The organism is Sphingorhabdus sp. (assembly GCF_050921905.1).
Taxonomy (GTDB): domain Bacteria; phylum Pseudomonadota; class Alphaproteobacteria; order Sphingomonadales; family Sphingomonadaceae; genus Sphingorhabdus_B.
In genome coordinates this window covers 864,654-886,273 of the sequence record NZ_CP050888.1, presented here as the reverse complement: position 1 = coordinate 886,273, position 21,620 = coordinate 864,654, and the positions used below count along the sequence as shown (strand labels likewise).

Annotated in this window: 20 protein-coding genes; 15 read left to right on the top strand and 5 right to left on the bottom strand. The window is 52.1% G+C overall.

Annotated elements, in window-relative coordinates:
• Positions 1 to 12 precede the first annotated feature (12 nt).
• Entirely contained in the window at positions 13 to 2,517 is a 2,505-nt protein-coding gene (locus HEQ18_RS04230) for an ATP-binding protein (protein WP_432815645.1), read from the bottom strand.
• Complete coding sequence (locus tag HEQ18_RS04225) at positions 2,514 to 4,652, bottom strand: putative bifunctional diguanylate cyclase/phosphodiesterase (RefSeq protein WP_432815644.1); 2,139 nt, start codon at positions 4,650 to 4,652, stop codon at positions 2,514 to 2,516. The genes HEQ18_RS04230 and HEQ18_RS04225 overlap by 4 nt, the downstream gene beginning before the upstream one ends.
• Positions 4,653 to 5,077: 425 nt before the next feature.
• On the opposite strand from HEQ18_RS04225, the gene HEQ18_RS04220 reads away from it, so the two are divergent.
• The gene (locus HEQ18_RS04220; RefSeq protein WP_432815643.1) at positions 5,078 to 5,863 is read left to right on the top strand and encodes a DUF2569 domain-containing protein; all 786 of its coding nucleotides are present in this window, start codon (positions 5,078 to 5,080) and stop codon (positions 5,861 to 5,863) included.
• 261 nt (positions 5,864 to 6,124) lie between these two features.
• Here HEQ18_RS04220 and HEQ18_RS04215 read toward each other — a convergent pair whose 3' ends face one another.
• Positions 6,125 to 6,391, bottom strand: coding sequence for a hypothetical protein (locus tag HEQ18_RS04215; protein ID WP_432815642.1), 267 nt, complete (start codon positions 6,389 to 6,391; stop codon positions 6,125 to 6,127).
• A 452-nt stretch (positions 6,392 to 6,843) separates the two neighbouring features.
• Here HEQ18_RS04215 and HEQ18_RS04210 point away from each other — a divergent pair, with 452 nt between their 5' ends.
• The 14 genes from HEQ18_RS04210 (at position 6,844) to HEQ18_RS04145 (ending at position 19,040) form a co-directional block, all read left to right on the top strand.
• Positions 6,844 to 7,044 carry a Flp family type IVb pilin gene (locus HEQ18_RS04210; protein ID WP_432815641.1) on the top strand — a complete coding sequence of 67 codons (201 nt, stop codon included), beginning with the start codon at positions 6,844 to 6,846 and terminating at the stop codon, positions 7,042 to 7,044.
• A gap of 81 nt (positions 7,045 to 7,125) precedes the next feature.
• Entirely contained in the window at positions 7,126 to 8,082 is a 957-nt protein-coding gene (gene cpaB / locus HEQ18_RS04205) for a Flp pilus assembly protein CpaB (protein ID WP_432815640.1), read from the top strand.
• A 4-nt stretch (positions 8,083 to 8,086) separates the two neighbouring features.
• Positions 8,087 to 9,526, top strand: a complete 1,440-nt coding sequence (locus HEQ18_RS04200) for a type II and III secretion system protein family protein (protein WP_432815639.1) — start codon at positions 8,087 to 8,089, stop codon at positions 9,524 to 9,526.
• Positions 9,516 to 9,788, top strand: coding sequence for a hypothetical protein (locus HEQ18_RS04195; protein WP_432815638.1), 273 nt, complete (start codon positions 9,516 to 9,518; stop codon positions 9,786 to 9,788). The genes HEQ18_RS04200 and HEQ18_RS04195 overlap by 11 nt, the downstream gene beginning before the upstream one ends.
• 20 nt (positions 9,789 to 9,808) lie before the next feature.
• A complete protein-coding gene (locus HEQ18_RS04190; RefSeq protein WP_432815637.1) occupies positions 9,809 to 10,990 on the top strand; it encodes a TadE/TadG family type IV pilus assembly protein in 1,182 nt (393 codons plus the stop codon).
• A 56-nt stretch (positions 10,991 to 11,046) separates the two neighbouring features.
• Positions 11,047 to 11,487 carry a TadE/TadG family type IV pilus assembly protein gene (locus HEQ18_RS04185; protein WP_432815636.1) on the top strand — a complete coding sequence of 147 codons (441 nt, stop codon included), beginning with the start codon at positions 11,047 to 11,049 and terminating at the stop codon, positions 11,485 to 11,487.
• Positions 11,487 to 12,119 carry a TadE/TadG family type IV pilus assembly protein gene (locus HEQ18_RS04180; RefSeq protein ID WP_432815635.1) on the top strand — a complete coding sequence of 211 codons (633 nt, stop codon included), beginning with the start codon at positions 11,487 to 11,489 and terminating at the stop codon, positions 12,117 to 12,119. The genes HEQ18_RS04185 and HEQ18_RS04180 overlap by 1 nt, the downstream gene beginning before the upstream one ends.
• 89 nt (positions 12,120 to 12,208) lie before the next feature.
• The gene (locus HEQ18_RS04175) at positions 12,209 to 13,318 is read left to right on the top strand and encodes an AAA family ATPase (RefSeq protein WP_432815634.1); all 1,110 of its coding nucleotides are present in this window, start codon (positions 12,209 to 12,211) and stop codon (positions 13,316 to 13,318) included.
• Between the two features lie 3 nt (positions 13,319 to 13,321).
• Positions 13,322 to 14,677, top strand: coding sequence for a CpaF family protein (locus HEQ18_RS04170; RefSeq protein ID WP_432815633.1), 1,356 nt, complete (start codon positions 13,322 to 13,324; stop codon positions 14,675 to 14,677).
• Entirely contained in the window at positions 14,677 to 15,678 is a 1,002-nt protein-coding gene (locus HEQ18_RS04165) for a type II secretion system F family protein (protein WP_432815632.1), read from the top strand. The genes HEQ18_RS04170 and HEQ18_RS04165 overlap by 1 nt, the downstream gene beginning before the upstream one ends.
• A gap of 31 nt (positions 15,679 to 15,709) precedes the next feature.
• On the top strand, positions 15,710 to 16,654 hold the full coding sequence (locus HEQ18_RS04160) for a type II secretion system F family protein (RefSeq protein ID WP_432815631.1): 945 nt from the start codon (positions 15,710 to 15,712) through the stop codon (positions 16,652 to 16,654).
• 4 nt (positions 16,655 to 16,658) lie between these two features.
• Complete coding sequence (locus tag HEQ18_RS04155; RefSeq protein ID WP_432815630.1) at positions 16,659 to 17,699, top strand: hypothetical protein; 1,041 nt, start codon at positions 16,659 to 16,661, stop codon at positions 17,697 to 17,699.
• 7 nt (positions 17,700 to 17,706) lie between these two features.
• Positions 17,707 to 18,552, top strand: coding sequence for a tetratricopeptide repeat protein (locus HEQ18_RS04150; protein WP_432815629.1), 846 nt, complete (start codon positions 17,707 to 17,709; stop codon positions 18,550 to 18,552).
• Complete coding sequence (locus tag HEQ18_RS04145; protein ID WP_432815628.1) at positions 18,549 to 19,040, top strand: A24 family peptidase; 492 nt, start codon at positions 18,549 to 18,551, stop codon at positions 19,038 to 19,040. Before HEQ18_RS04150 ends, HEQ18_RS04145 begins: the two co-directional genes overlap by 4 nt.
• Positions 19,041 to 19,050: 10 nt before the next feature.
• Here HEQ18_RS04145 and HEQ18_RS04140 read toward each other — a convergent pair whose 3' ends face one another.
• Positions 19,051 to 19,689, bottom strand: a complete 639-nt coding sequence (locus HEQ18_RS04140) for a response regulator (RefSeq protein WP_432815627.1) — start codon at positions 19,687 to 19,689, stop codon at positions 19,051 to 19,053.
• Positions 19,682 to 21,391, bottom strand: a complete 1,710-nt coding sequence (locus HEQ18_RS04135; RefSeq protein ID WP_432815626.1) for a sensor histidine kinase — start codon at positions 21,389 to 21,391, stop codon at positions 19,682 to 19,684. The genes HEQ18_RS04140 and HEQ18_RS04135 overlap by 8 nt, the downstream gene beginning before the upstream one ends.
• Positions 21,392 to 21,620 lie beyond the last annotated feature (229 nt).

The following is a 21,620-nucleotide window of genomic DNA, read 5'->3' as shown; positions in this document are numbered from 1 at the left end:
ATCTGGTGCGCCTTACCCAGTTTTTTCCAAAACGGGGGCTGCGTCGGTAAACACGTCTGTCTTAAGCATATGCACCGCGCGTGTGATCTCTTGCTCGATTTGGGCCAGATATTCATGCTTGTGTTGGGAAAAATCCGCATCGTTAATTTGCTCTAGCTGACCGCAGAGCAGCGATAGGGCGCGCGCACCCATATTGTTACCCGAACTTTTGAATGCATGGGCGCAAAAGCGGAATTCAGATATGTCGCCATTTTTGACCGCGCGCCTTACGGGATCAAGCGTTTGATTGATATCTTCGAGGAAACTCTCGACCATATTGTTAACAAAGGCTTGGTCGCCAATTGAGCGCAGATATTGAATCTGCGTGCGATCAACGGCATCGCTTGTGGTGGCGGCTTCGCATGACATGCCTTCAACTATATCATGGCGGCGGGCGGGCTTGATGTCAGGCGTCATGAACGTTGCGGCTGAACCCGAGCAATATGTTTCAATTGTTTTTAGCAGTAACTGCGCATGCACTGGCTTGGTAATCCGCGAGTCCATCCCGGCTTGCAGGCATTTAGCCTCCGTCTCCGCCGTGGCGTCGGCGGTGATGCCAATTATCGGCAAATGCCCAGTATCGCCATCGCTTTGTCGCCACATCATGCACGCATCAATGCCATTCAAGCGCGGCATATTCACATCAAGCAGCAGGATATCGGTTTCACCCTTTGCGAGTTCAGTAAGCGCTGAATCTCCGTCGGTTGCCATGGATACATGATGGCCTGCCGCCTCGAGGATTGCGGCCAATATGTTTCGGTTTGTCCGATTATCATCGGCCACCAAAACGCGTTTGGGGGTGTATGCTTCGGTTTGCTTCTCGCGCTCTACGTTCGACATCCGCATTTTGGGGGCCAAAGAACAACCAATTTTTAAGGCGCTTCGAAGTTCTGCAATATTGGGCGTTGCTGACAGGACCGAGGTAAACTGCTTCGGATATTGAATAGGCTCTAAAGCCAATGTTTCTGCGCTAGACACCAAAATTGGTGCGACATCGGCGTCGGAAAATCGCGCCCATATTTTGTCGTCTGTTGCATTGCCCTTGGCGAGGCGCTCCGGCAACAGGACAATCTGAAATTGCTGTAGGTCGAGATTGCCAATGGCAAGAGATAGTTCAGAACTGTCCGCGCAGGCTATGTGACGGAGGCGCATATTCTCGATAGCTTGTGCCTGCGACAACAGGTCCGGTGACATTTGTCCAAAGGCAAGGACGTTGATGTCGGCTCCTGCACGCATGTCGTTAAGATTGGAAGAATATTCCAACGCCTCAACAGGAATTTCGATACAAAATGTGCTGCCTTGGCCAATCTGGCTTTTGAGACTGATGTCGCCATCCACTTGTTCGGCTAGCTGTTTGCAGATGGAAAGCCCTAGGCCAGTTCCGCCAAAGCGGTTCATAACTGTTTCATCTGCCTGCTGAAAGGGCTGGAAAATACGCTGGTTTGCGGATTCAGCAATACCAATGCCTGTGTCAGACACTGCAAACCAGACTGCATTTTTGTCGTTCCGGCTCAATATTCCGCAGCTTATTGTAATACAGCCGACTTCGGTAAATTTAATCGCATTCCCGACGAGATTGAGGAGTATGTTCCGAATGAGGCTGCTGGGCCCGCTGATGATATCATCGCTCATGGGAGCAGCCTGAAGATGCAGCGCGAGGCCCTTTTCTTCGATCTGGACGGTCATGATGTCCCTGATCTCGGCGAGGAGATCCGTCGGTCGGAAGGCGGTTCGCTTTACTTCGGTACTGCCCGTGCCTGCTTTGGCGACGTCGATAAGCTGTTCAATCAGGTGGAGGAGATGTTCGCCTGCCAATACGCTTGCCTCTACCATGTCTTTTTGGCCGGCTGGCATGTTGGACTGACGCAGATGGTTGCCATAACCGATGATCGCATTCAGTGGAGTTCTCAGTTCATGGCTTACACTGGCCAGGAAAAAGCTCTTTGCCTTGCTCGCCGATTCCGCCTGCGCTTTTGCCTTTGAAATGCTTCGGATAAGCGTCGAACAATAAGCAGGAATGGCAAGCAATGTGACGGTTAGAGTTAAACCCAGCGCATAATTTTGCTGCCAATAATCTGTTGTCATAACCAAACTGCCAAAGACAACCGTCGACAGCGTCGCAGCAGATAACAGCCATTTTATACCAAAGCGAAAACCAGTGCTTAACGTCAGCCACAGCAGAGCGGGGAAGAAAAGGGACATCTGCTCCGGATAATGATACATCACCACAAAAGCCGAAATGATGTCGAGGACCATTGCCAAAGATAAGCGCTTTTCCAGTTCCAAAATGCCATGTTTTTGCAAGACAAAAAGAACGGCATTAGCGCCAACATAAGTGGATAACGCCCAAATGATCGGCGCATCAAAGGCGACGACATAGCTGACGAAAATTGCCGCGCCACCAAGCAATATGCGCGTGACCAGCAATTGCTGCTCTGGCGTAAATGCGTCTTTAATAAGGCTCCGGGGGTGGTTCATCTTGTGCCAGTCCGGAATTGCGTGCTGGTGCCGCTGAACAGTTGGTACAGATCCTGCACCGAAAGCGGCCGTCCCGTTAGAAAGCCTTGTACCTCGTCGCAGCCGGCTTCCCGCAATAACGTAAACTGCGCTTCCGTCTCGACGCCCTCTGCCACCACCCGCATGTCCAGAGCGTGCGCAAGATGTGTGATCGTAGAGACGATGGCGCGGTCAGTTGCGGATGTTTCGATGCGCGAAATGAATGTCTGATCGATCTTCAACCTTGTCGCCGGCAAATCGCGCAAATATTGAAGCGATGAATAACCTGTGCCGAAATCATCAATTGAAATCTGGATTCCCGCGTCCCGTAAGGTCGCGAGCTGTTCGTGCACTTTCTGGCTATTATCAATGAGTAATTCTTCCGTAATTTCAATTGCCAGCTTGCCTTTCGGTACGGCGTATTTTTCGACGAGACCAAGTATTTCGGTGCACATTGCCGCATATTGAAACTGCTTTGGCGAAATGTTCACGGCGATATGTGGCAGATCGATATTTTGTTTCGTGAAGCTTGCGATTTGTTTGCAAGCCGCCTCGACAACCCATGCGCCAACACGGCCAATAAGGCCTGAGTCATTGGCAACCTTGATAAAATCAGCCGGGGTCAAGCGACCCCGAACAGGGTGGTTCCAGCGAACCAATGCTTCAAGCCCGACATAGTCGCCTGAATGCGTGTCAACAATTGGCTGATATTCTAGGAAAAGCTGATCATTGTTCAAGGCATCGCGCAAGTCGGCCTCAATTCTCGCGTTCATTTGCGCAATATGGTTCATCTTGGGCGAGAAGAAGCAAAAGCAATTCCGGCCTGATGCTTTGGCTTCGTACATCGCAAGGTCAGCGAGGCGAAGGAGCTCGTCAGGGGAGGAGCCATCTTCGGGGATCAAGGCAACGCCAATACTTGCGCTGATGAGCTGCTCAACGCCGCCGATGGTATAGGGCTCACCAATTTTGGCGAGCAACCGTGTGCAGATGCCTGAAACGCTGCCATTGTCATCCAGATTTTGGAGCACGATGGCGAATTCGTCACCGCCAATGCGCGCAGCAAAGCCGTCACTATCCAAAACAGAAATAATACGCTCGGCGACCTGCCGCAGAAGGATATCGCCTGTTTGGTGGCCCCGTGTATCGTTGATGACCTTGAACCGGTCTAGATCCAGCAGCAACAGCGCCGCGCCACGCTTGCTGGAATTGCTGTCGTCAATGGCCGTACGCATCCATTGCGCCAACAACGTGCGGTTAGGCAACCCCGTGAGTATATCATGAAGCGCCAGATGTGTGCGATGTTGCTCGGCAAATTTGCGCGCGGTAATATCCAAACCCGTCGTCAAGATACCGATCGCTTGATTATCCTTGTTCAACAAAGGCGATTTGTTGCAGTGGAAGATGAGCTCGACGCCCTTGCTGACAAATTTTTCTTCGAAATTCGGGATGGTCACGCCCGAATCCAGAATGATATTGTTCCGCCGCATTTCGCGTGCGACTAAATCCGGTTCCATAATGTCACTTATCGACTTTCCGACAAGTTCCTCGGGCTCACGTTCGAAAAGCGCTGCTTGATAGGAGTTTAGGAAGAGGAATTTCCCGTTGCGGTCCGTTGCATTGATGAGAATGGGCGTGGTGTCGATGATTTGCTCAAGCATCGATTTGCCGCTTTTTTCGTCGTCATCATGGTCGTCAGAAGCACGATTGGTCTCAAGCAACCGGTTCAGTTCACGTTGTCGACGATGCTGATGAATCAGCAATAAAGCGCGATCGCGAAATTCGATGTGGGTAACGGGTGTCTGCAAGAAATCCGTCGCACCGGCGTCAAGTGCGATGATCCGACATTCTCGGTCTTGTCTCGCCGTGATAACAATCGCTGGAATATGCGCGCCAACCGTCCGCGACCGGATTTTGCTAATAAATTCGGCACCGTTCATTTCCGGCATACGATAATCGACCACCAATAGGTCAGCCGTCTCGGTCTCAAGCCATTTTAGAGCATCAATCGCGCTGTGAAAACACTTTGCGGAAAACTCCGGGCCCAACATGGCAACATATTGCGCGTATACGCGCAGGTTCGTTGACCGATCATCCACAATGACAATACGCGCTTGCATGCAAATGCGCTAAGCTGAGAACCTCAAGAAATGGTTAAAGCCGGGTTTACGATTGAGTCATATTCCAAATCAGACAGATGTGTCGGAGGGTGGTTTGAGAAGACATTCTGTATCACCTTACACTCAGATATTCGCACATGGATTGACAGCTTGCTCGCTTCAGCCTGTATATCCAACAAATCTGGAACATTTCCATGGGCCTTCGGTTGCCAGAAATATGCAAAAAGGAGCTGAAAAATGCGACTTATCATTTCAATTGGAAGCTTGCGGGCGTTAGGCGCCTGCAAGGCAATGGCAACCGAAGGCGAAACTGCAAATATTGAATTTTTTGGAATCAGAAACAAAATGCAAGACTCCCTTAATCTTGTTTCCCTAAGCTGGTTGCGTCTACTTGAAACGAGAGCACGCTGGGCATGGGGGCAGTTATGGTGACATTTAAGGCAAAGCTTTATCGTAAGAGCGTTTCGGCAGTCGCTTGGCTTGACGGCGGGATGCCAAAGATAATCATGGGATGGGTCGCCTTTATTGTAGTCGCCGGAATTTTGCGGACCAGTTTTTCAGCATCGCCCATCACGAGCGGTGTCAGCCTGTTTCAAACAGTATTACCTTATATGCTGTTGGGGTTGTCCCCGGTTGCGGCATATTGGATCGCGGATCAGCTTTTTCCCCGCGGATTGCTGATGCAACAACCCGAAATTCGTCTTTCGCGTATCGGTAAATGGCGCTCGGTGGACGTCCTTGTTGCGCGGGCAAACCCGATATTTGGTCCAACTGGCATGATGGCATCGCTGTTGATCGGAATGCTTCTTAACGTCCCCGTCCGCAGCCTTGAATTCCTTGCTGCCGTGCCCGCTATGAATGGCAATGCGCCATTATGGGGCCAAGTCTTGTTCGCAGTGACCACATTTGATGTTGTCGTTATGAACTTTCTCTACATTTTATGTTTCATGGCGGCGCTGCGCTGCGTACCATGGTTCCCGCGCTTTCTCTTTGTCGTATGGGGCTTTGACATCAGCGCGCAACTGTTCATGGCCCATGTTGTCGCAGGGACAACGGGGTTGCCCGTCGGCGTGGGTGAAGCTCTTGGAAATCTGCTTCAGGGCAATATGCAAAAAGTGATGATCAGCATGGCTATTTGGCTGCCCTATCTTATCCTCTCCGAACGGGTAAATCTTACCTATCGCAGCCGTGTTGCGCTGAACCCGGCCTAGGGTCAGGACCTATTAAATCCACCTTCGCGGCGTCAAAATGGCAAAGATATCGAAGGAAAATGGCCGCCGCAGGCAGTTATTCTGCCTGCAAGGGCATTTTGCTTTGAGATCGAAGCCATTTTGGCGTCCTTCGGATTTGACCCATATTGTCCATTGCCGCGTTGGCAAGCTTGGACTTAGAACCACTAAGCCCTGCGCTTGCCGCCTTGCACTGAACAATATGGCCTCAAACCGCGAAGGTGGATTTAATAGGTCCTGACCCTAATAGAGCTGTCTATTGCCACGAGGAAGATCGTGGGAAATATAGCGCGCCATCGTAAAGCGCGAAGACAAGACACCCCACGACAGCGCCAACACTATAAAAACCAGTGGAACCACCGGCACCGCGAACGCGTTGGTGCGGACGAATATTTGCCAGCCTTCGGGGGCACTGGTGATGTCGAGCGGGGCCAGCACCATCCATACGGGCAAAAGGCCGATGAGTATCGCTGCAACGCCCATCCGCATCCGAAAACTATCGTTATGCATATATTCCCCAAAACTGATCCGCCGCACGCCTAGCCTTATTATTTACCGGTTCAAGTTCACGAACATAGTTAACAATTGGCGCGTGCATGCCTGCAGTTTTCATATGTTACAACCGATGGTCATTAACCATTAGGGTTATATATCTTTGGTAACATATTGTGATTCGGTCAGTTTATCGCCGTAGAATTACAATTTTATATCATGGTTAACAAAACTGAATTGTAAATTACTGTTTACAATGTGTAAATTTATTATGTTGACTGTGATACCCGTTTTGGAGGAGTTTTTAGCTGTTCTAGGAAAACGAACGCGAATTGTGGCCAGACGCAACTCTGGTTTAAAAAAATAACAGGGTCGCGTTCGGCACCAGTTTGCCTCCCTTTCCTAGTGCTCATCTTATTCGGTCGGACACCGAAATGGAATTTGCTTAGTTTTTGATAAGGGGTTTTCTTATGGTTAAATTTGTAACTTCGTTTTTGCGTGACGAGAGCGGCGCTTCGGCTGCTGAATATGCTTTGATCCTCGCGATCGTTGGTTCGGGCATCGCTGTCGCTGCCTTTGGTCTCGGAGACGCAATCAAAACTGGTATGAATAATGCTGAGTTGTGCATTGAGTCTCCTCCAACGTCAGAAACCGATCCTTGCGGAGCATAACTGTTATTGGGACCCGCCGCATTGGGCGACAATGCGGCGGGCCTTTTTTTATTTATTACAAACATTGGGGCGGAATGTTGAATGCTTGCAAATCGAAATTTGCTCATCGTGGCTATCGCGGCATTTATCGGCATCATTGCCGTTGTTATAGCCAATAGCTATTTGTCGGGCGCTGAAAAGCAGCAAGAGACCGCTGCGGAACAAGGGCGCCTGGTACAGATAGCCGTTGCGCGGGTGCCATTGGAATATGGCGCAACGCTGACATCGGAAAATATCCGGATGGTAAGCTGGCCAGCAACATCCATGCCGGCGGGCGCGTTTCAATCGCCCAAGGGTCTTTATGGTGGTGAGGCCCGCATTGTGTTGCGTCCCATCGAACCGGGTGAGCCGATTTTGCCGAGCAAGATCACCGGATTTGGCGGCAGAGCCAGCCTTTCGGAATTGCTTGAAACCGACATGCGCGCCGTTGCGGTGCGCATAAATGATGTGGCCGGAGTTGCAGGCTTTGTCCTTCCCGGTGACCGCGTCGATGTGCTGTTGACGCGCACGCCTAAGCTGGATGGCGAAGCGGGCGAGGTGGAGCCAGTCACGGATATTCTACTACAAAATGTCGGCGTTCTGGCTATCGACCAATCACCGAACGAGAAAAAAACCGACCCGACAGTGGGTAAGACGGCAACCTTGACCGTAGACCAACAAGGCGCGCAAAAATTGGCGCTTGCGGGGCAGGTCGGGACATTGTCTTTGGCCTTGCGCAATGCCGCGAACCAAGACGAGTTTATGTCACAAACCGTGGGAACCCGGGATTTGGGTCAAGGTAACACTGGGGCTAGCCTTTATGCTGGCCCAGCAGAGCGCAATACTGCGCCGCCTGCATTTACCGCCAATCCGTTCCCTTATCCATCCCAGCCTGTGGCCGCCATGCGACGCGGCACATTAGCAGCAGTTCGGCCACGGCCAGCCAATTCGGTTGGCGTCGAAATCGTGCGTGGGACGACCAGCACAAGTTACGACGTCACGCGCCAAGGGGGATTTTAAGCGCATGAAAAAGGCATATTTCCTGACCGCAGCATTGCTTGCACTGGTCACGCCCCCCGCCGCACTGGCGCAGGGCTATTCCTCATCATCTGACGCTAGCCTGCTTGCGGGGCAGTTGGATGTGCCGTTGCATAAAAGCCAAGTTGTGACCGTAGACCGTCCCTTTTCCAAAGCGATGGTTGGCAATGACGAAATCGCCGATATTGTTCCTGTTACCAACCGATCACTTTATGTGCTCGGCAAGAAAATGGGCACGACCAGCCTGACGATTTATGACCGTAACAATATTGTTATCTCGGTAGTCGATGTCGCTGTAGGGCCCGACATTGTGTCGCTGCGGCGGCAAATGGCCGAGCTGATCCCCGGTGAGCAAATTGGCGCGCGCATTTCGAATGACGCAGTCGTTTTGACGGGCGTTGTATCCAACGGCCCTGCCGTCGACCGCGCCATGCAGCTCGCGCAGAGCTATGCTGGTGATAAGGTCATCAACATGATGTCGGTAGGCGCAAGCCAGCAGGTGATGCTTGAGGTGCGCTTTTCCGAAATTAATCGCCAGACGGGCAAGCAAATCGGCTTTAGCGGATTTACCAGCGGCGATGGTGGAACCTTTGGTTCGGCAACGGGAAATGGCGCTGGCCTGACGACCGATCCGGAAACTGGGCAGGGGATATTGCGCCTCGATTCCATCACCGGCAGCTTTGGCGTGTTCCGCAAAACGTTCGGCGCATTGGGGCTGAACATAAACGCTACGCTTGACGCGCTGGAACGCAAGGGGCTGGTAAAGACGCTGGCTGAACCAACGTTGATCGCGCTTTCGGGCGAGACGGCATCATTCCTTGCCGGTGGCGAATTTCCTGTGCCGGTGCAGCAAAGCAATGGTGGCGGTGGAGACTCAGGCGGCATTACGGTCGAGTTTAAGCCGTTCGGGGTCAGCCTGGCCTTTACCCCGACCATATTGGCCGACGGCATCATCAATCTTCAGGTGGAACCAGAGGTCAGCTCAATCGACCCTAGCGCATCCATCACTGTAAACGGCCTTAATATTCCCGGATTGCAAACCCGCCGCGCCAATACGGTCTTGGAATTGCGGGATGGGGAATCCTTCGCCTTGGCTGGCCTGATCCGCAAGGATTTCGCAACGACCGTGCGTCAAGTGCCATTATTGGGATCAATCCCCATCATTGGCGCTTTGTTCCGGTCAACCGGCTTTAACAAGGGTGAAACCGAACTGGTGATTGTCGTGACGCCGCGCATTGTGCAACCGGTGAAGGCAAGCCAGATTCAACTGCCCACCGACCGCGTGCAGAACCCAAATGAGGGTGAGCTGTTCCTATTGGGGCGCACGGACAAAGCCATGGGCGTCAACCCGCTTGATCCCAATGCACCACCGCCAGAAGGCAGCATATCGACCACAACAAAAAAGGTAGATGGCTATGACTATTAAGCGCATCATCGCAGGGGCAGCACTCGCCCTGATGGTTACGGCCTGTACGCCCAACGACATCGGCCTCGGCAATGCCGCCCGCGCCAATTACGCCATGCAGGTGGTCGACCCCGATCCAAGTTATGAAGGCCCGCAAGTCGCCAACGGCGCGCAGACCGCCGCTGCGCAAGACCGCTATCGAAAGGGAACGGTCAAAAAACCCGTTAGCGTGAAAACGACCACCGGTGGTTCGGGCAGTGGTTCGGGTGCGCAATCCAATTAAGTCGGCAAGGAGTATGAAGCGTGTTGCGGTTGTTATGGCGCTTGAAAAAAGATGAATCGGCGGCGGTCGCAGTAACCGTTGCGTTATCGCTTTTTGGCCTGATCGCCGTTGGCGGCATTGCGTTTGACTATGCGCGTATGGCCACGCTCGACACCGAATTGCAAAACGCCGCTGATCAGGCGGCTTTGGCGGGCGTAACGCAGTTGGATGGCCTTCCTGGCGCGCGCGCGCGCGCCACAACTGCCGCGCAGTCCTTAGTATTGAATGATACCCGGCTTTCGAACGATGGGTTGGGAAGAACCGTTAACATTCCGACCGTTGAATTCCTTACCGACGCTAATATCTTGGCCACATCCGACGCCGACGCCGACCGTGTGCGCGTTAGCGTTACCCCAAGAAGCGTTCGTTATGCGCTGACCCCAATTGTCGGCCTTTTCGGGTCCGGCAACCTGCCTGCAAGCGCACTGGCGGGTCTTGAAACGTCTATTTGCAACGTTCCGCCGCTGTACATGGCGTTTGATCCGTCAAGCGAAGATATGTCCCAACTTAAAAAAGGAACGGGTGTTTTACTTTTGGGCGCGGAGGACGCAAGCCAGTTTGGTTATCTCGATAGTGGCAACGGCGGTGGAAACGCCGTTCAACAGGCGATGGCGTGGGATGATCAAGAAGGAATGTGCCAGCGCACAGAATCCGTTTCGATCCAAACCGGCGTGATTGCGGGGGTTGAGAAAGGCTTCGACAGCCGTTTTGGCGGAAAGGGAAATTGCCCCAATGGCGGAACATGCAGCGCCGCACTTGTTCAGACACCCTATCCGCGTGACTCATGCCATGCGACAAATTTCACGCCCAAAAAGCCAGTAGCGCCTTGCACAACGGTTATTGGGGATGGCGCGTGGCCCGGACAGAATGTCAGCATGAAAGAGACGCGGTACGAACGATATAAAGCCGCCGTTGGTTCAAATTATGACATTGGCAATGATCGCCGCCGATTGACCGTCGCGGTTATTCCATTTGGCGCATTTGGCAGCGGCAGTTCGGGAAAACCCGTGACGCCGACCCTTTGGCTGGATGTGTTCATAACCGAAGAAATGTCGGGAAACGGTAATTCTAAGAAGAATCCGCTGCGTTTTTATGTCGAGGTCATTGGCGAGAGCAGCTCGGCAGCTTCCGGACGTCGCGACGTGCCATATTTAATTGAATGACCATGAAGTCCGTCCGCGCCTTGATATCTTGTAAACATGGTTCTGCTGGCGCCGAAATGGCGTTAGTGACGCCGTTGCTGATCATCATCATGTTCGGTATTTTTGAGGCCGGTAATTTTTTCTGGAACCAGCATATCGTGGAAAACGCCGTTCGTGATGGCGTCCGCTTTGCGGGACGTAAGCCGCTGTCTGAATTTGCCGGCTGCGCGCCGAGCACGGCGGTTATTAACGAAACCCGCAATGTGATACGTACCGGACGCGTTTCGGGTGGGACACCGCGTATTGCCGGATGGACTGATGGCGCTGCGACAATCACCGTCACCGGCCATTGCAGCGCCGCGACCAAGACCGGCATTTATGTGAACAGCCCCGCTGGGGCTCCTGTGGTCAACGTGACAGCGACCGTGTCCTACAACGCGTTGTTCAACAATCTTGGCTTTACGACAGCCACATTGAACTTGCAGGCGAAGGCCCAAGCGGCGGCGATGGGGTTTTGATGATCACCCGGGTTTTTGATCTATGTCGCCGGGTCGCAAGGAACCAAACGGCCGCGAGTGCAGCGGAGTTCGCGCTGGTTCTGCCGCTGTTGCTGCTGTTCATTTTTGGTATCATTGATGTTGGCCGGTTAATGTGGGAATGGAATAGGGCTGAAAAGGCAACCCAAATGGGTGTGCGTTTTGCCGCGGTGACTGATATTGTGCCTTCGGGGCTGGCGGGCTATGATTTCACGACATCACCAGCCAATGTTTTACAAGGTAATCCTGTAAGTCCTGCGCTCTTTCCGGGTGTGCATTGCACCGGCACGGCGACCACTGCCACTTGCACTTGCAAAGGGACTTGCGGTTTTCCGCTCACTTCAAACGCTACGGCCTTTAACAATATCGTAACCCGAATGCGCCGAGTGGAAGGGCGGATAACGCCTGCCAATGTGGTCATTGACTATGATTATTCGGGGCTAGGCTTCGCAGGCAATCCATATGGGCCTGATGTAGCGCCAATTATAACGGTGCGTATCCGGGATATGGAATTCGAGTCCATCGTAGGGCAACTCTTCGGTGGCGTAATTGAAAAAGAGGGGTTCGCATCGTCCCTGACTTTAGAGGATGGCACCGGTTCGGTGTCTAATTAGGTAACATGACTATGGGCTATCTCAATCAACTTCAAACTTTAACGGAGGAATGGATCTTGGACCTCCATGCACATTCTGTGCTGCTTATAATGTCCGAGGCCGAAATGGTTGCGGCGCAGCTTGATGCTGTAGAATTTGGTGTATTACCAATTCTTGTCCAAACCTTACCATTAGACGCAGAAATCCCTTCGGAAGATCTTGCGAATGCCAGCATACTGGTTTTGGAAGTGTCGCCTGCCAGCGCAGCTTCATTGGATCGCTTGTCCGCGGTGCGCGCGCTTTATCCTGATCTGCCGATAATTGCGGCAGTTCGCGATGCCAATCTGCCGCTCGTGCGTTCGTTGCTGAAGCAAGGTGTACGTGATGTCGTCGGCTTACCACTGCCGCATGCCGAAATAATCGAAATATTGCAGGAAATCTTGACAGAATTACGCGCGGTGTCCTCTCATGAGAGTGCATTGGGACAACTGGTGACGATCATAAAAAGTATCGGCGGTGTTGGCGCAACGACGATTGCGACGCATCTGGGCAGTGAACTGGCTGCGCGGAACACCGGCCGTGGTGTGTGCGTCTTTGACCTAGATCTGCAATTTGGCGACGCAGCGTCTTATTTGGGCCTGTCAAACGAACTGACAATTGCAAATTTGTTAGACGCCGGTGCTCGCATTGATGGCGATTTGCTTCGCTCGGTTGCCACAATAACCGACGCAGGACTGCACGTCATAGCAGCGCCAGTTGATATGATGCCAATTGAGGCGGTCAACGCCGACCAGATACTGCGGATTATCGATCTCGCGCGCCAACAATATGACTATGTCGTCCTTGACCTGCCTACCAACTGGACCAATTGGGCCTTGTCTCTGGTGGCCCGTTCCACGGCGATATTCTTAATTGTTGAATTGTCCGTCGGCAGCCTGCGCCAGGCGAAACGGCAGCTTCAGTTACTAAACAGCCAAGCCATTAGCGGTTCTCATGTGCACGTCGTGGCCAACCGCGTGGAAAAGCGCATGTTTCGCACCATTGATCTCGATTCTGCGTCTTTGGCACTAGGCCATCCGGTGGAATTGAGTATCCATAACGACCATCCGCTGGTGCGTGCGGCGCACGACCAAGGCGTTTTGATTCAACATATCCGTGCGAAAAGCAAAATCGTTGCCGACATCGCTGCGTTTCTTCCACGTCTCGGGTTGGAGGTCTAGGCGATGTGGCAGATACGTACAGGCGATGAACTAGCGGTGCCAAGTGCATCTGGCGTCGTCGTCGCCAATGATGCGCAAAGCGATACGCTTGATTACATCAATCTGAAAGTAGAGCTGCATCGTCGTTTGCTGGACCTCATTAACTTGTCCGCATTAGAAAAAATGACTCGGCCCCAGATTGAGACCGAAATTGGTGAGCTTGTGCATGAACAGCTCGCCCTTCAAAAACATGCTTTGAACCAAGAGGAACGCAAACGCCTCGTCGCCGATATATTGGACGAATTGTTGGGGCTAGGGCCGCTTGAACCGTTGCTGCAAGATCCGTCGATTACCGATATTCTGGTAAATGGACATGACACCGTGTTCGTTGAACGCGGCGGTGTTCTTGAGCGTGTAGAAACGCGATTTAAAGACGAACGCCACTTATTGCGTATCATCCAAAAGATTGTGAGCGCAGTCGGACGACGCGTTGATGAATCCTCGCCATTTGTAGATGCGCGGTTGCCCGATGGTTCGCGAGTGAATGCCATTGTGCCACCGCTTGCGGTTGATGGTTCATTGCTCTCCATTCGTAAGTTCGCAAAAATCCCCATCAGCATGGCAAAGTTAGCCGAATATGGGAGTGTCCCGCCGGAAATCGCCGAGGTTTTAGGGGGCATCGTCCGAGCACGGCGCAATGTCCTGATTTCAGGAGGGACTGGTTCCGGCAAAACCACTTTGTTGAATGCCATGTCATCCTTTATCGACGAACGTGAACGGGTTGTGACAATTGAAGATTCCGCCGAACTCCAGCTTCAACAGAGGCACGTTGCCCGTCTGGAAACACGGCCGCCCAATATAGAAGGCAAGGGCGAAATCGGTCAGCGCGATCTGGTTAAAAACGCGCTTCGTATGCGTCCAGATCGCATCATCGTTGGCGAGGTGCGCGCCGGTGAAGCCTTTGACATGTTACAAGCCATGAACACTGGCCATGATGGGTCGATGACCACGGTCCACGCAAACACTGCGCGTGATGCGCTGTCGCGTCTTGAGCAGATGATCGGCATGAGCGGCATTGATATCTCGCCCCGATCGGCGCGCGCGCAAATCGCCTCAGCGCTCCATGTGGTTGTCCAAATTGGTCGGCTTTCGGACGGACGCCGCCGGCTCCTAAGCCTCTCCGAAATCGTTGGGATGGAAGGCGAGGTCGTTACCATGCAAGAAATTTTTCGGTTCAGGATGATGGGCCGGGACGAGAATAATGATGTAATCGGGCATTTTGAAGCGACTGGTATCAGGCCAAAAATGATGGATGAGTTGTCCGCGCACGGGATTAATCTGTCCCCGGATATCTTCCGTCCGGATCGGGTGATAGCCTAATGAGCCCGACGATCGCCCGACTTGTCGTCCTTATCCTTTTATTTGTGGCGGTGTTTCTTCTTGCCGAGTTGGCCATTTCAGCAGTGCGACGCCGCTCGTCAGAAACCCGTGCCATTAATAAGCGCTTGCGAATGATCGAAGGCGGAATGGGCAGGGAGTTGGTGTCGTCAAAGCTGCGCAAGTCACAACCATTTGAATTTGCCAGCGGCAACGGGTTTATTGGTAAGGCGCTTGCGAATATTCAACAGTCGGTGATAGCGAGCGGCGTCGCAATGCCTGCGCATCAGATCATGTTGGCTATGGCACTGGGTTCCGCGTTGGTCACCGTAATCGTGATCATCGGCGCGGCAATCGCGGGCTACGCAATCAATTTTGGCAGTGTTCAATTGGCTTTGGTCGTTGGTCTTGCGATTGGGCTTGGCATTCCTTTGGTCATTTTATCGCGGATAGCGTCGAAGCGTCGGCAGAAAATGCAGGAGCAATTTCCCGTTGCTCTCGACATATTTATTCGAGGATTGCGGTCGGGTCACCCCGTGTCGTCGGCGTTAGATTTGCTTACCAAAGAAATGGAAGACCCGCTGGGCTCTGAATTTGGTCTTGTGCTTGATGAAGTGGCCTATGGCGCAGATGTGCGTGATGCCCTGCAATCCATGGCGGATCGCTGGGGATTGGAAGATATCCAGATGTTTGTTGTGTCTTTGTCCGTACAAAATGAAACAGGCGGCAATCTGGCTGAAATCCTTACAAATTTGTCTTCTGTCATCCGTGAACGCACGAGCATGTATATGAAAGTCCGTGCGCTGAGTTCAGAGGGCCGGATGACGGCTCTAGTTTTGACTGCGCTGCCGCTTTTGACCATCTCAGGACTGTTCCTGCTAAATCCCTCATTTTATCTCGACGTTGCGCAAGATCCTATATTTGTTCCGGGATTTCTGGGGCTGGTCGTTTTATACTTCATCGGCTTTTTCACTATTCGCCGCATGATAGATTTGAAGGTCTGAAATGTTAGGCGTACTCTCTCTGAACGGGCCTATGCGGTTTGCGTTGCTTGCCTTGGTGTTTGTCATCGTGATGGCAATCGTCATTTTAATGTCCAATGCGTATGCGCGGCGCGCGGCAACTCGGTCGCGATTAGACGAAGTGCGCGGGCAGCAAAGTCGACTAACGGCCTCTGCCAGTCTTCGCGGCGATACTATGGCTAAGGGGTGGCATAAGCTTACCGCGATTATTGAAAAATCAGGGATTTCGCTGGTCGATACCCAGGGCGATAGCCTGCGTGCCCGTTTAGTTGCTGCCGGGTATAATTCTCCACTCGCACCGAAGGTCTTCACGGCAATCCGTCTTGGAATGCTGGTGGTATTGCCGACGATATTTGTAAGCGTTGTTTTCTTAGGAGGCACGGAGGTTTCGCCGTTCAAACTGTATCTGTTTGGCGTGGCACTCGCGATATTTGGCCTTTATGCTCCGAACCTGTTCATTTCAGCAAAGGCCGATCGTCGTCGGGACGCTATCGTCAATGGTTTTCCCGATAGCCTCGACCTGATGCTGGTATGCGTGGAGGCTGGCCTGGGGATGGAGGCTGCATTTGACCGTGTAGGTCGAGAGATGCAAAATTCGCATCCATTGGTGGCCGAGATGTTATCTATCGTCACACTGGAATTGCGCGCCGGATCTACCCGCGAAGAAGCATTGCGGAACATGGCAACGAGGACTCAAGTCACCGAAATCCGTTCATTTGCGACGTTGCTCATCCAATCCGATAAATTGGGTTCGAGCATTGGCGAGACGTTGCGCGTCTACGCTTCGGAAATGCGCGAAAAACGTCGGATGCGCGCAGAGGAAAAGGCACATCGTTTGCCAGTGCTCTTGTCGGTACCTCTTGTGGCTTGCATGCTGCCGGTAATGATTGGTGTTCTGATGTTGCCCGCGATTATTCGTTTAGTCCGCGAAATGTTGCCAGCGATGAGTGGGGGGTAGGAAAATGCATATTTCATTTGCGAGATGTGTTTTGGGTGGATGCGCAGCTCTTACAGTAGGAGGATGCGCCACCCAGCAGAATGCCCAGCCGGAATATCGGTTGTCGGCACCGTCCGCGCAAATTGTCGAAAGCACGTCAATGTTGCAACGGGGCAGGGCGCAATTGGCCGCTGGCCTCGAAGCCTTGGCAGTTGAATCTTTTCGTGCAGAAATTCGATTAAACCCCGACAGTGCGGACGCATATAACGGTTTGGCTGTGGCTTATGGTCGCATCGGGCGCAATGATCTGGCGCAGCGTTATTTTGAATTCGCGCTGGCAAATGATCCGCTGAACGTCAAAGTGCAGGCTAATCTTGCTAAACTTCAAGGAAACGAAGGGGGCGCGGCTCGGCAAGCCGTTGCCTGGCCCATATTTCCCCCGCGAGAGCCCGTGGCAGTTACAGCAAACAATCTCGATCAGCTTAGCGTCGTTTTCGAAGATGTCCCTATATTGCCGTTGCCGGCCGCAGCACAGATAAAATCTGAGGCATTAAGCGACACACCAACGCAGGAAATTTTGGCAAAACGCGGGATATTGTCGGCGCGTTTTGCCGTGGCGTCGGCTGATGTGGCAATGGATAAGGCTGCCAAAAATGTTGTTTTGCGGACTGTTGTGCCGGTTCCGCCGGTTAAGCTACCCGCGCGCCCCTCGGAGCGCCCGATCCCTTATCTCCAGCCAGACATCCGTGCAGGTGCTCGGTTGGAACGGGTATCTTTGAATGAAGTGCGATTGATTACCCTGGCAACAAACCTTCCACAGGGCCAGCAGCCAAAGCGGAGCTTTGATAGCTTCGGCGACCGGATAGCATTGTGGTTGCCCGCATATATGAACGCGGAACAAGCCGCTAGCCGTTACCAGGGTGATGAAAATATCGTGATCATGGCGGCGGTTGAGCGTGCGACGTTAAAAAAGAAGGTGGCGGTCGCGTCGAAAACGCTTGGCGCGCACATACCTGAATTTGCTTATATATTCTTTGCCGACAGCACGGATTCTGTTGGCACCTGACGTCATTATGAAACAACTTATTCTTGGACTTTTTCTGGCGCTCACTGCGGCGGCTGGACTTAATGCGCAGTCTGATGAGCCCGCTTTGCGTGCGCAGGTGCACTATTTGCAGCAGGTGGATGTCGCAATCCGGGAAGGCAGGTTGACCCAAGCGGGGCAGATGATCGCCTTGCTAGAGCAATCTGTTTCTAGCACTTTTGCTGATGACCTTCGCCTGTTAAAGGCCGAGGTCCACATTGCCCATATGGACGTGGCATCGGCATCTATGGCCTTGTCGAATATTGAAAACCGTGAACGAAACATCTGCCGTATCGATTCCGCCATGGGATGGGTGGCTGCTAATCAACAGGCTTTTGATGACGCCATAGTCGCTTTAGCCAGAGCGACTAAAAATTGTTCCGACGACGCGGGGGCTTGGAATTTGCTTGGTCTGGCGTTCCTTGGAAAAGGCGAGACAATGGCCGCGCGTGATGCGTTTGGAGAGGCTATGTTGCTCGAACCCGACAATGCGCAGTTGATGAATAACGACGCCCTTGCGGCGCTGCAGGACGGTGCCGTGGATACTGCCTTGCACGCTTTGAACCGCGCTGCCGAAAAAAGTCCGCTAAATCGTGCAATTTCTGCCAACCGGAATTTCGTTTCCGGCATTGCTGGCTTTGCACCAGTGCGTGAAAAAGGGGAAAGCGATGCCGATTGGAGCGCCAAACTGCTCCTATATGCCCAAGGTGCAAAATCCGCATCTCGTAAGCTCCAAGCGACTGCTTTGTTCTCCCGCGCCATCCTCATGCTAGATCGGTTTGACGAAGCCGTCTGGTCCGAAGTAAAGCCAGCAATTGGGGGCAGCACGAAATGACTGTCACATTTGGCTTTATCACCATTTGGGTGGGCACTCTTTTTGCCGCAGCTATTTCCGATTTACGCGCCTATCGCATACCCAACGCGCTGCCCGGCGTCTTAATGCTGCTCTTTGGTGTAGCTCAAATCATAGATTCAGGCGCAACGGTTCCTTGGAGCAATATCGCGCATTTTGGGATCGCCCTGATTGTGGGTATGTTTCTGTTCAGTAGGGGGTGGATCGGCGGTGGAGATGCAAAGCTATACGCAGCAACCGCTATGTGGTTCGCGTTGAACGGTGCCGCTATATTGTTGTTTTTCACGACGATGGCGGGTGCAGTGCTTGCCCTTGCCTTTATCGTCGCGCGTATGACGGGCCTCCGTAAAAATGTGCCTAAGGAGGACCGCCGCATTCCTTATGGCGTTGCCATCGCAGCCGGCGGTGTGATCACCGCTGCATTTGTTGGCTGGCCTGTAATGTTTGCCAATCTGCCTAAGTGGCTCTGACCCTAAAAGTTTAATTCTGCGAAGAACGCATGCCTTCGCGTTTCACGATCAATTCCGCACGAGAGGCAACACCAAGTTTTCGGTATACACTGTTGAGGTGGATTTTAACCGTGCCTTCGGTTAATGAGCATCGATCTGCTATTTGACGGTTTCGTAATCCTAAGCACACAAGTTCAACAATCTCCATCTCTCTCTTGGTCAAAAGATCGTCAGAACGAATGCCACGGCTTGGTTTATCAACGGAATATTGCAATGCCGGCTCAGTAACGCCACGCTCGAACCACTTGCCGCCGGCTAATATGGTGTTCATGCCATTAATAATGACTTCGGGGTCACTATCTTTCAAAGCTATGCCTTTGACGCCAAGACGCATGGCCTCAATCGTCTGTTCCGGGTCAATATGGACCGTCAGGAACATAGTTGGAACATGTGGATAGTGTAAGCGCATATGCCGCAAAACCCGCAGTCCACCACCACCGTGCATCGTGACATCAAGCATCGCAAGATCTGGTCGCGCAGTATCTAACTTGGCAATCGCCTCATCTACAGACAACGCGGTATCAACCGTGAAGTCGCAGCTGTCTTCTAAATATTGGCTAAAGCCGTGTAAGAAGAAAGGATGGTCGTCTACTACAAGAACGCTAGTCATTCTCTATCTGCTGCATGGGAATACGGATCGATAACAACGTTCCTTTCCCAAGCCCCTCCGCATATGCCTCACCGTTTACGAGTCTCAATCGTTCTCGCAGCGAAGCTGATTCCAATGTTAATTCAGGCTTTTCATATGCCTGAGGCCCATCAAGCGGTTGGCTTAAATCAATAACCGCCATCATCAGCGCATCTTGCTTGAGCGATAGTGTAACTGTCAAGGATTTGCTTTTGGCGTGGCGGGCGGCATTAGTGATTACCTCACGTAACAAATGCTCGATATTGAATGACGATTCCGTATCGACCGGTATGGCAGGCTCTTCCGATTTTAATTTTACTTCAATGCCCCATTGCAGCGAAATGGTCCGGACGCAGATATCTATCTGGGTCACCAGATTAACGGTGTAATCATCGGTATCGCTGCGTTGCAAAAAACCGCGAAGACGCGACTGTTCCAAGTTTATAATATCAACTGCTTTTCTAATTTCCAATTCGATTGGATGTTGAACGACATCCTTACGCTTCGTCAGTAGCAATAAACGCATGCGCAACGCGGCAAGTGTTTGTAAAACTCCATCGTGCAGATCGCGGCGCGCAACATCGTGCGCATCTGCTATAAAATTGCGTTGAGCAATGGCGACTTTTCCTAAATATGCACTCATTTCAGTAACATGGCGACCGATGAACGCAGCCTCTGCCAATAAAACTGCATCAATGTGGTTATTTACAGCGCAGATAAACCCACCCCGCATGTGGTCAATCTGTAGGGGCTGAACCAAGGCTGCTTTGATGTCGGCGCGACGGAGCACATGCGCAATGCGCTGCTCATTTTCATCAAAGGACCGATAACGTCCGGTATCGGGGCAGATGACGCGGTTAAGCCGCGTGTCAAAAAGACTGTAACCAATCGGTAAGTTGCGAAGAGCGTTCAACAGCTTTTCGCGCTCTTGCTCCTTCTGCAAAATCGGCATGTTGCACTGATGATACTGGCCTGTTGCATATTGCGCCGGTCCCTGCACCAGACAGGCCGCTTGTTGCGGCCCAAACAAGGATGCGGATGCATTTGTCCACGCCTGAAGGTCAAACTCAAACGATTTTTCAAGCGAGAGGGTGTGCAGAGACGAAAATTCAATGCTGAAAAGTTTCAAGCGATATTTCCGGCTGGCCGATATCATAACCATGCCCATCGCAATGAGCATCATCAGTTGGGAAATGGCTTCCGATAGCTCCGACAGGGCAATTATCGGCAGTAGGGGAGTGCCGGAAAGTTGTACTGCAAGGGAACGCAGAAGAAACATAAACACGGCAAAAGCAATAGCAGCCAATATATGCTTGCCTTTCAGCCCGATTGTCATCGCAATCGCACCAACGCACACAGCAAAGGCCATGATAGGGATTGTCGCCATCTCCGTCCCCTGAAGTAATATAATGCCGCAGAGGATCAAAATCGTGTCGCCGGCGACCTGCGCGCGAAGCACATTTGGTTGTAGCAGTTGGCCGCCAACAGCGAGCAGCGTCGTCGCAGCAGTCCATCCAAGAAAAGCATAAAAGTAATATTGTAGCGACTTGGTAAAAATTAGCTCAGCCGGAGATACCGATAAAGCTAAAAAAATGATAATGCATAACAATATTCGTGCAAGCGGCCATGTTAATAAAATGACGGCTGTAGGTAATCGATTTAGCACTTGATTGGATATCCGCATTTTGTGAACTCGTTAAAACTACAATAGTATAACCTTTAGCCTAACACAATAGTTATACTTTTGAATTATAATGGTTAATATTGTTTAACATTCTTGCCAATCGACTGCGGTTGGTGATTACTACCTAAATAACGAATCAGTTTAACCATTCTAGGGTCGCCCACTGGAATGGCAAACCTGACAGATCGAGTCGTCGAGCCTGGGGTTTGCACAGATTAGGATAAGGGCA

What these genes read in the sequence shown, in the direction of transcription:
- HEQ18_RS04230 (WP_432815645.1), bottom strand. Translation starts at nt 2,517, where the DNA reads ATGAACCACCCCCGGAGCCTTATTAAAGACGCATTTACGCCAGAGCAG.
- HEQ18_RS04225 (WP_432815644.1), bottom strand. Translation starts at nt 4,652, where the DNA reads ATGCAAGCGCGTATTGTCATTGTGGATGATCGGTCAACGAACCTGCGC.
- HEQ18_RS04220 (WP_432815643.1), top strand. Translation starts at nt 5,078, where the DNA reads ATGGTGACATTTAAGGCAAAGCTTTATCGTAAGAGCGTTTCGGCAGTC.
- HEQ18_RS04215 (WP_432815642.1), bottom strand. Translation starts at nt 6,391, where the DNA reads ATGCATAACGATAGTTTTCGGATGCGGATGGGCGTTGCAGCGATACTC.
- HEQ18_RS04210 (WP_432815641.1), top strand. Translation starts at nt 6,844, where the DNA reads ATGGTTAAATTTGTAACTTCGTTTTTGCGTGACGAGAGCGGCGCTTCG.
- cpaB (WP_432815640.1), top strand. Translation starts at nt 7,126, where the DNA reads ATGCTTGCAAATCGAAATTTGCTCATCGTGGCTATCGCGGCATTTATC.
- HEQ18_RS04200 (WP_432815639.1), top strand. Translation starts at nt 8,087, where the DNA reads ATGAAAAAGGCATATTTCCTGACCGCAGCATTGCTTGCACTGGTCACG.
- HEQ18_RS04195 (WP_432815638.1), top strand. Translation starts at nt 9,516, where the DNA reads ATGACTATTAAGCGCATCATCGCAGGGGCAGCACTCGCCCTGATGGTT.
- HEQ18_RS04185 (WP_432815636.1), top strand. Translation starts at nt 11,047, where the DNA reads ATGGCGTTAGTGACGCCGTTGCTGATCATCATCATGTTCGGTATTTTT.
- HEQ18_RS04180 (WP_432815635.1), top strand. Translation starts at nt 11,487, where the DNA reads ATGATCACCCGGGTTTTTGATCTATGTCGCCGGGTCGCAAGGAACCAA.
- HEQ18_RS04175 (WP_432815634.1), top strand. Translation starts at nt 12,209, where the DNA reads ATGTCCGAGGCCGAAATGGTTGCGGCGCAGCTTGATGCTGTAGAATTT.
- HEQ18_RS04170 (WP_432815633.1), top strand. Translation starts at nt 13,322, where the DNA reads ATGTGGCAGATACGTACAGGCGATGAACTAGCGGTGCCAAGTGCATCT.
- HEQ18_RS04165 (WP_432815632.1), top strand. Translation starts at nt 14,677, where the DNA reads ATGAGCCCGACGATCGCCCGACTTGTCGTCCTTATCCTTTTATTTGTG.
- HEQ18_RS04160 (WP_432815631.1), top strand. Translation starts at nt 15,710, where the DNA reads ATGCGGTTTGCGTTGCTTGCCTTGGTGTTTGTCATCGTGATGGCAATC.
- HEQ18_RS04155 (WP_432815630.1), top strand. Translation starts at nt 16,659, where the DNA reads ATGCATATTTCATTTGCGAGATGTGTTTTGGGTGGATGCGCAGCTCTT.
- HEQ18_RS04150 (WP_432815629.1), top strand. Translation starts at nt 17,707, where the DNA reads ATGAAACAACTTATTCTTGGACTTTTTCTGGCGCTCACTGCGGCGGCT.
- HEQ18_RS04145 (WP_432815628.1), top strand. Translation starts at nt 18,549, where the DNA reads ATGACTGTCACATTTGGCTTTATCACCATTTGGGTGGGCACTCTTTTT.
- HEQ18_RS04140 (WP_432815627.1), bottom strand. Translation starts at nt 19,689, where the DNA reads ATGACTAGCGTTCTTGTAGTAGACGACCATCCTTTCTTCTTACACGGC.
- HEQ18_RS04135 (WP_432815626.1), bottom strand. Translation starts at nt 21,391, where the DNA reads ATGCGGATATCCAATCAAGTGCTAAATCGATTACCTACAGCCGTCATT.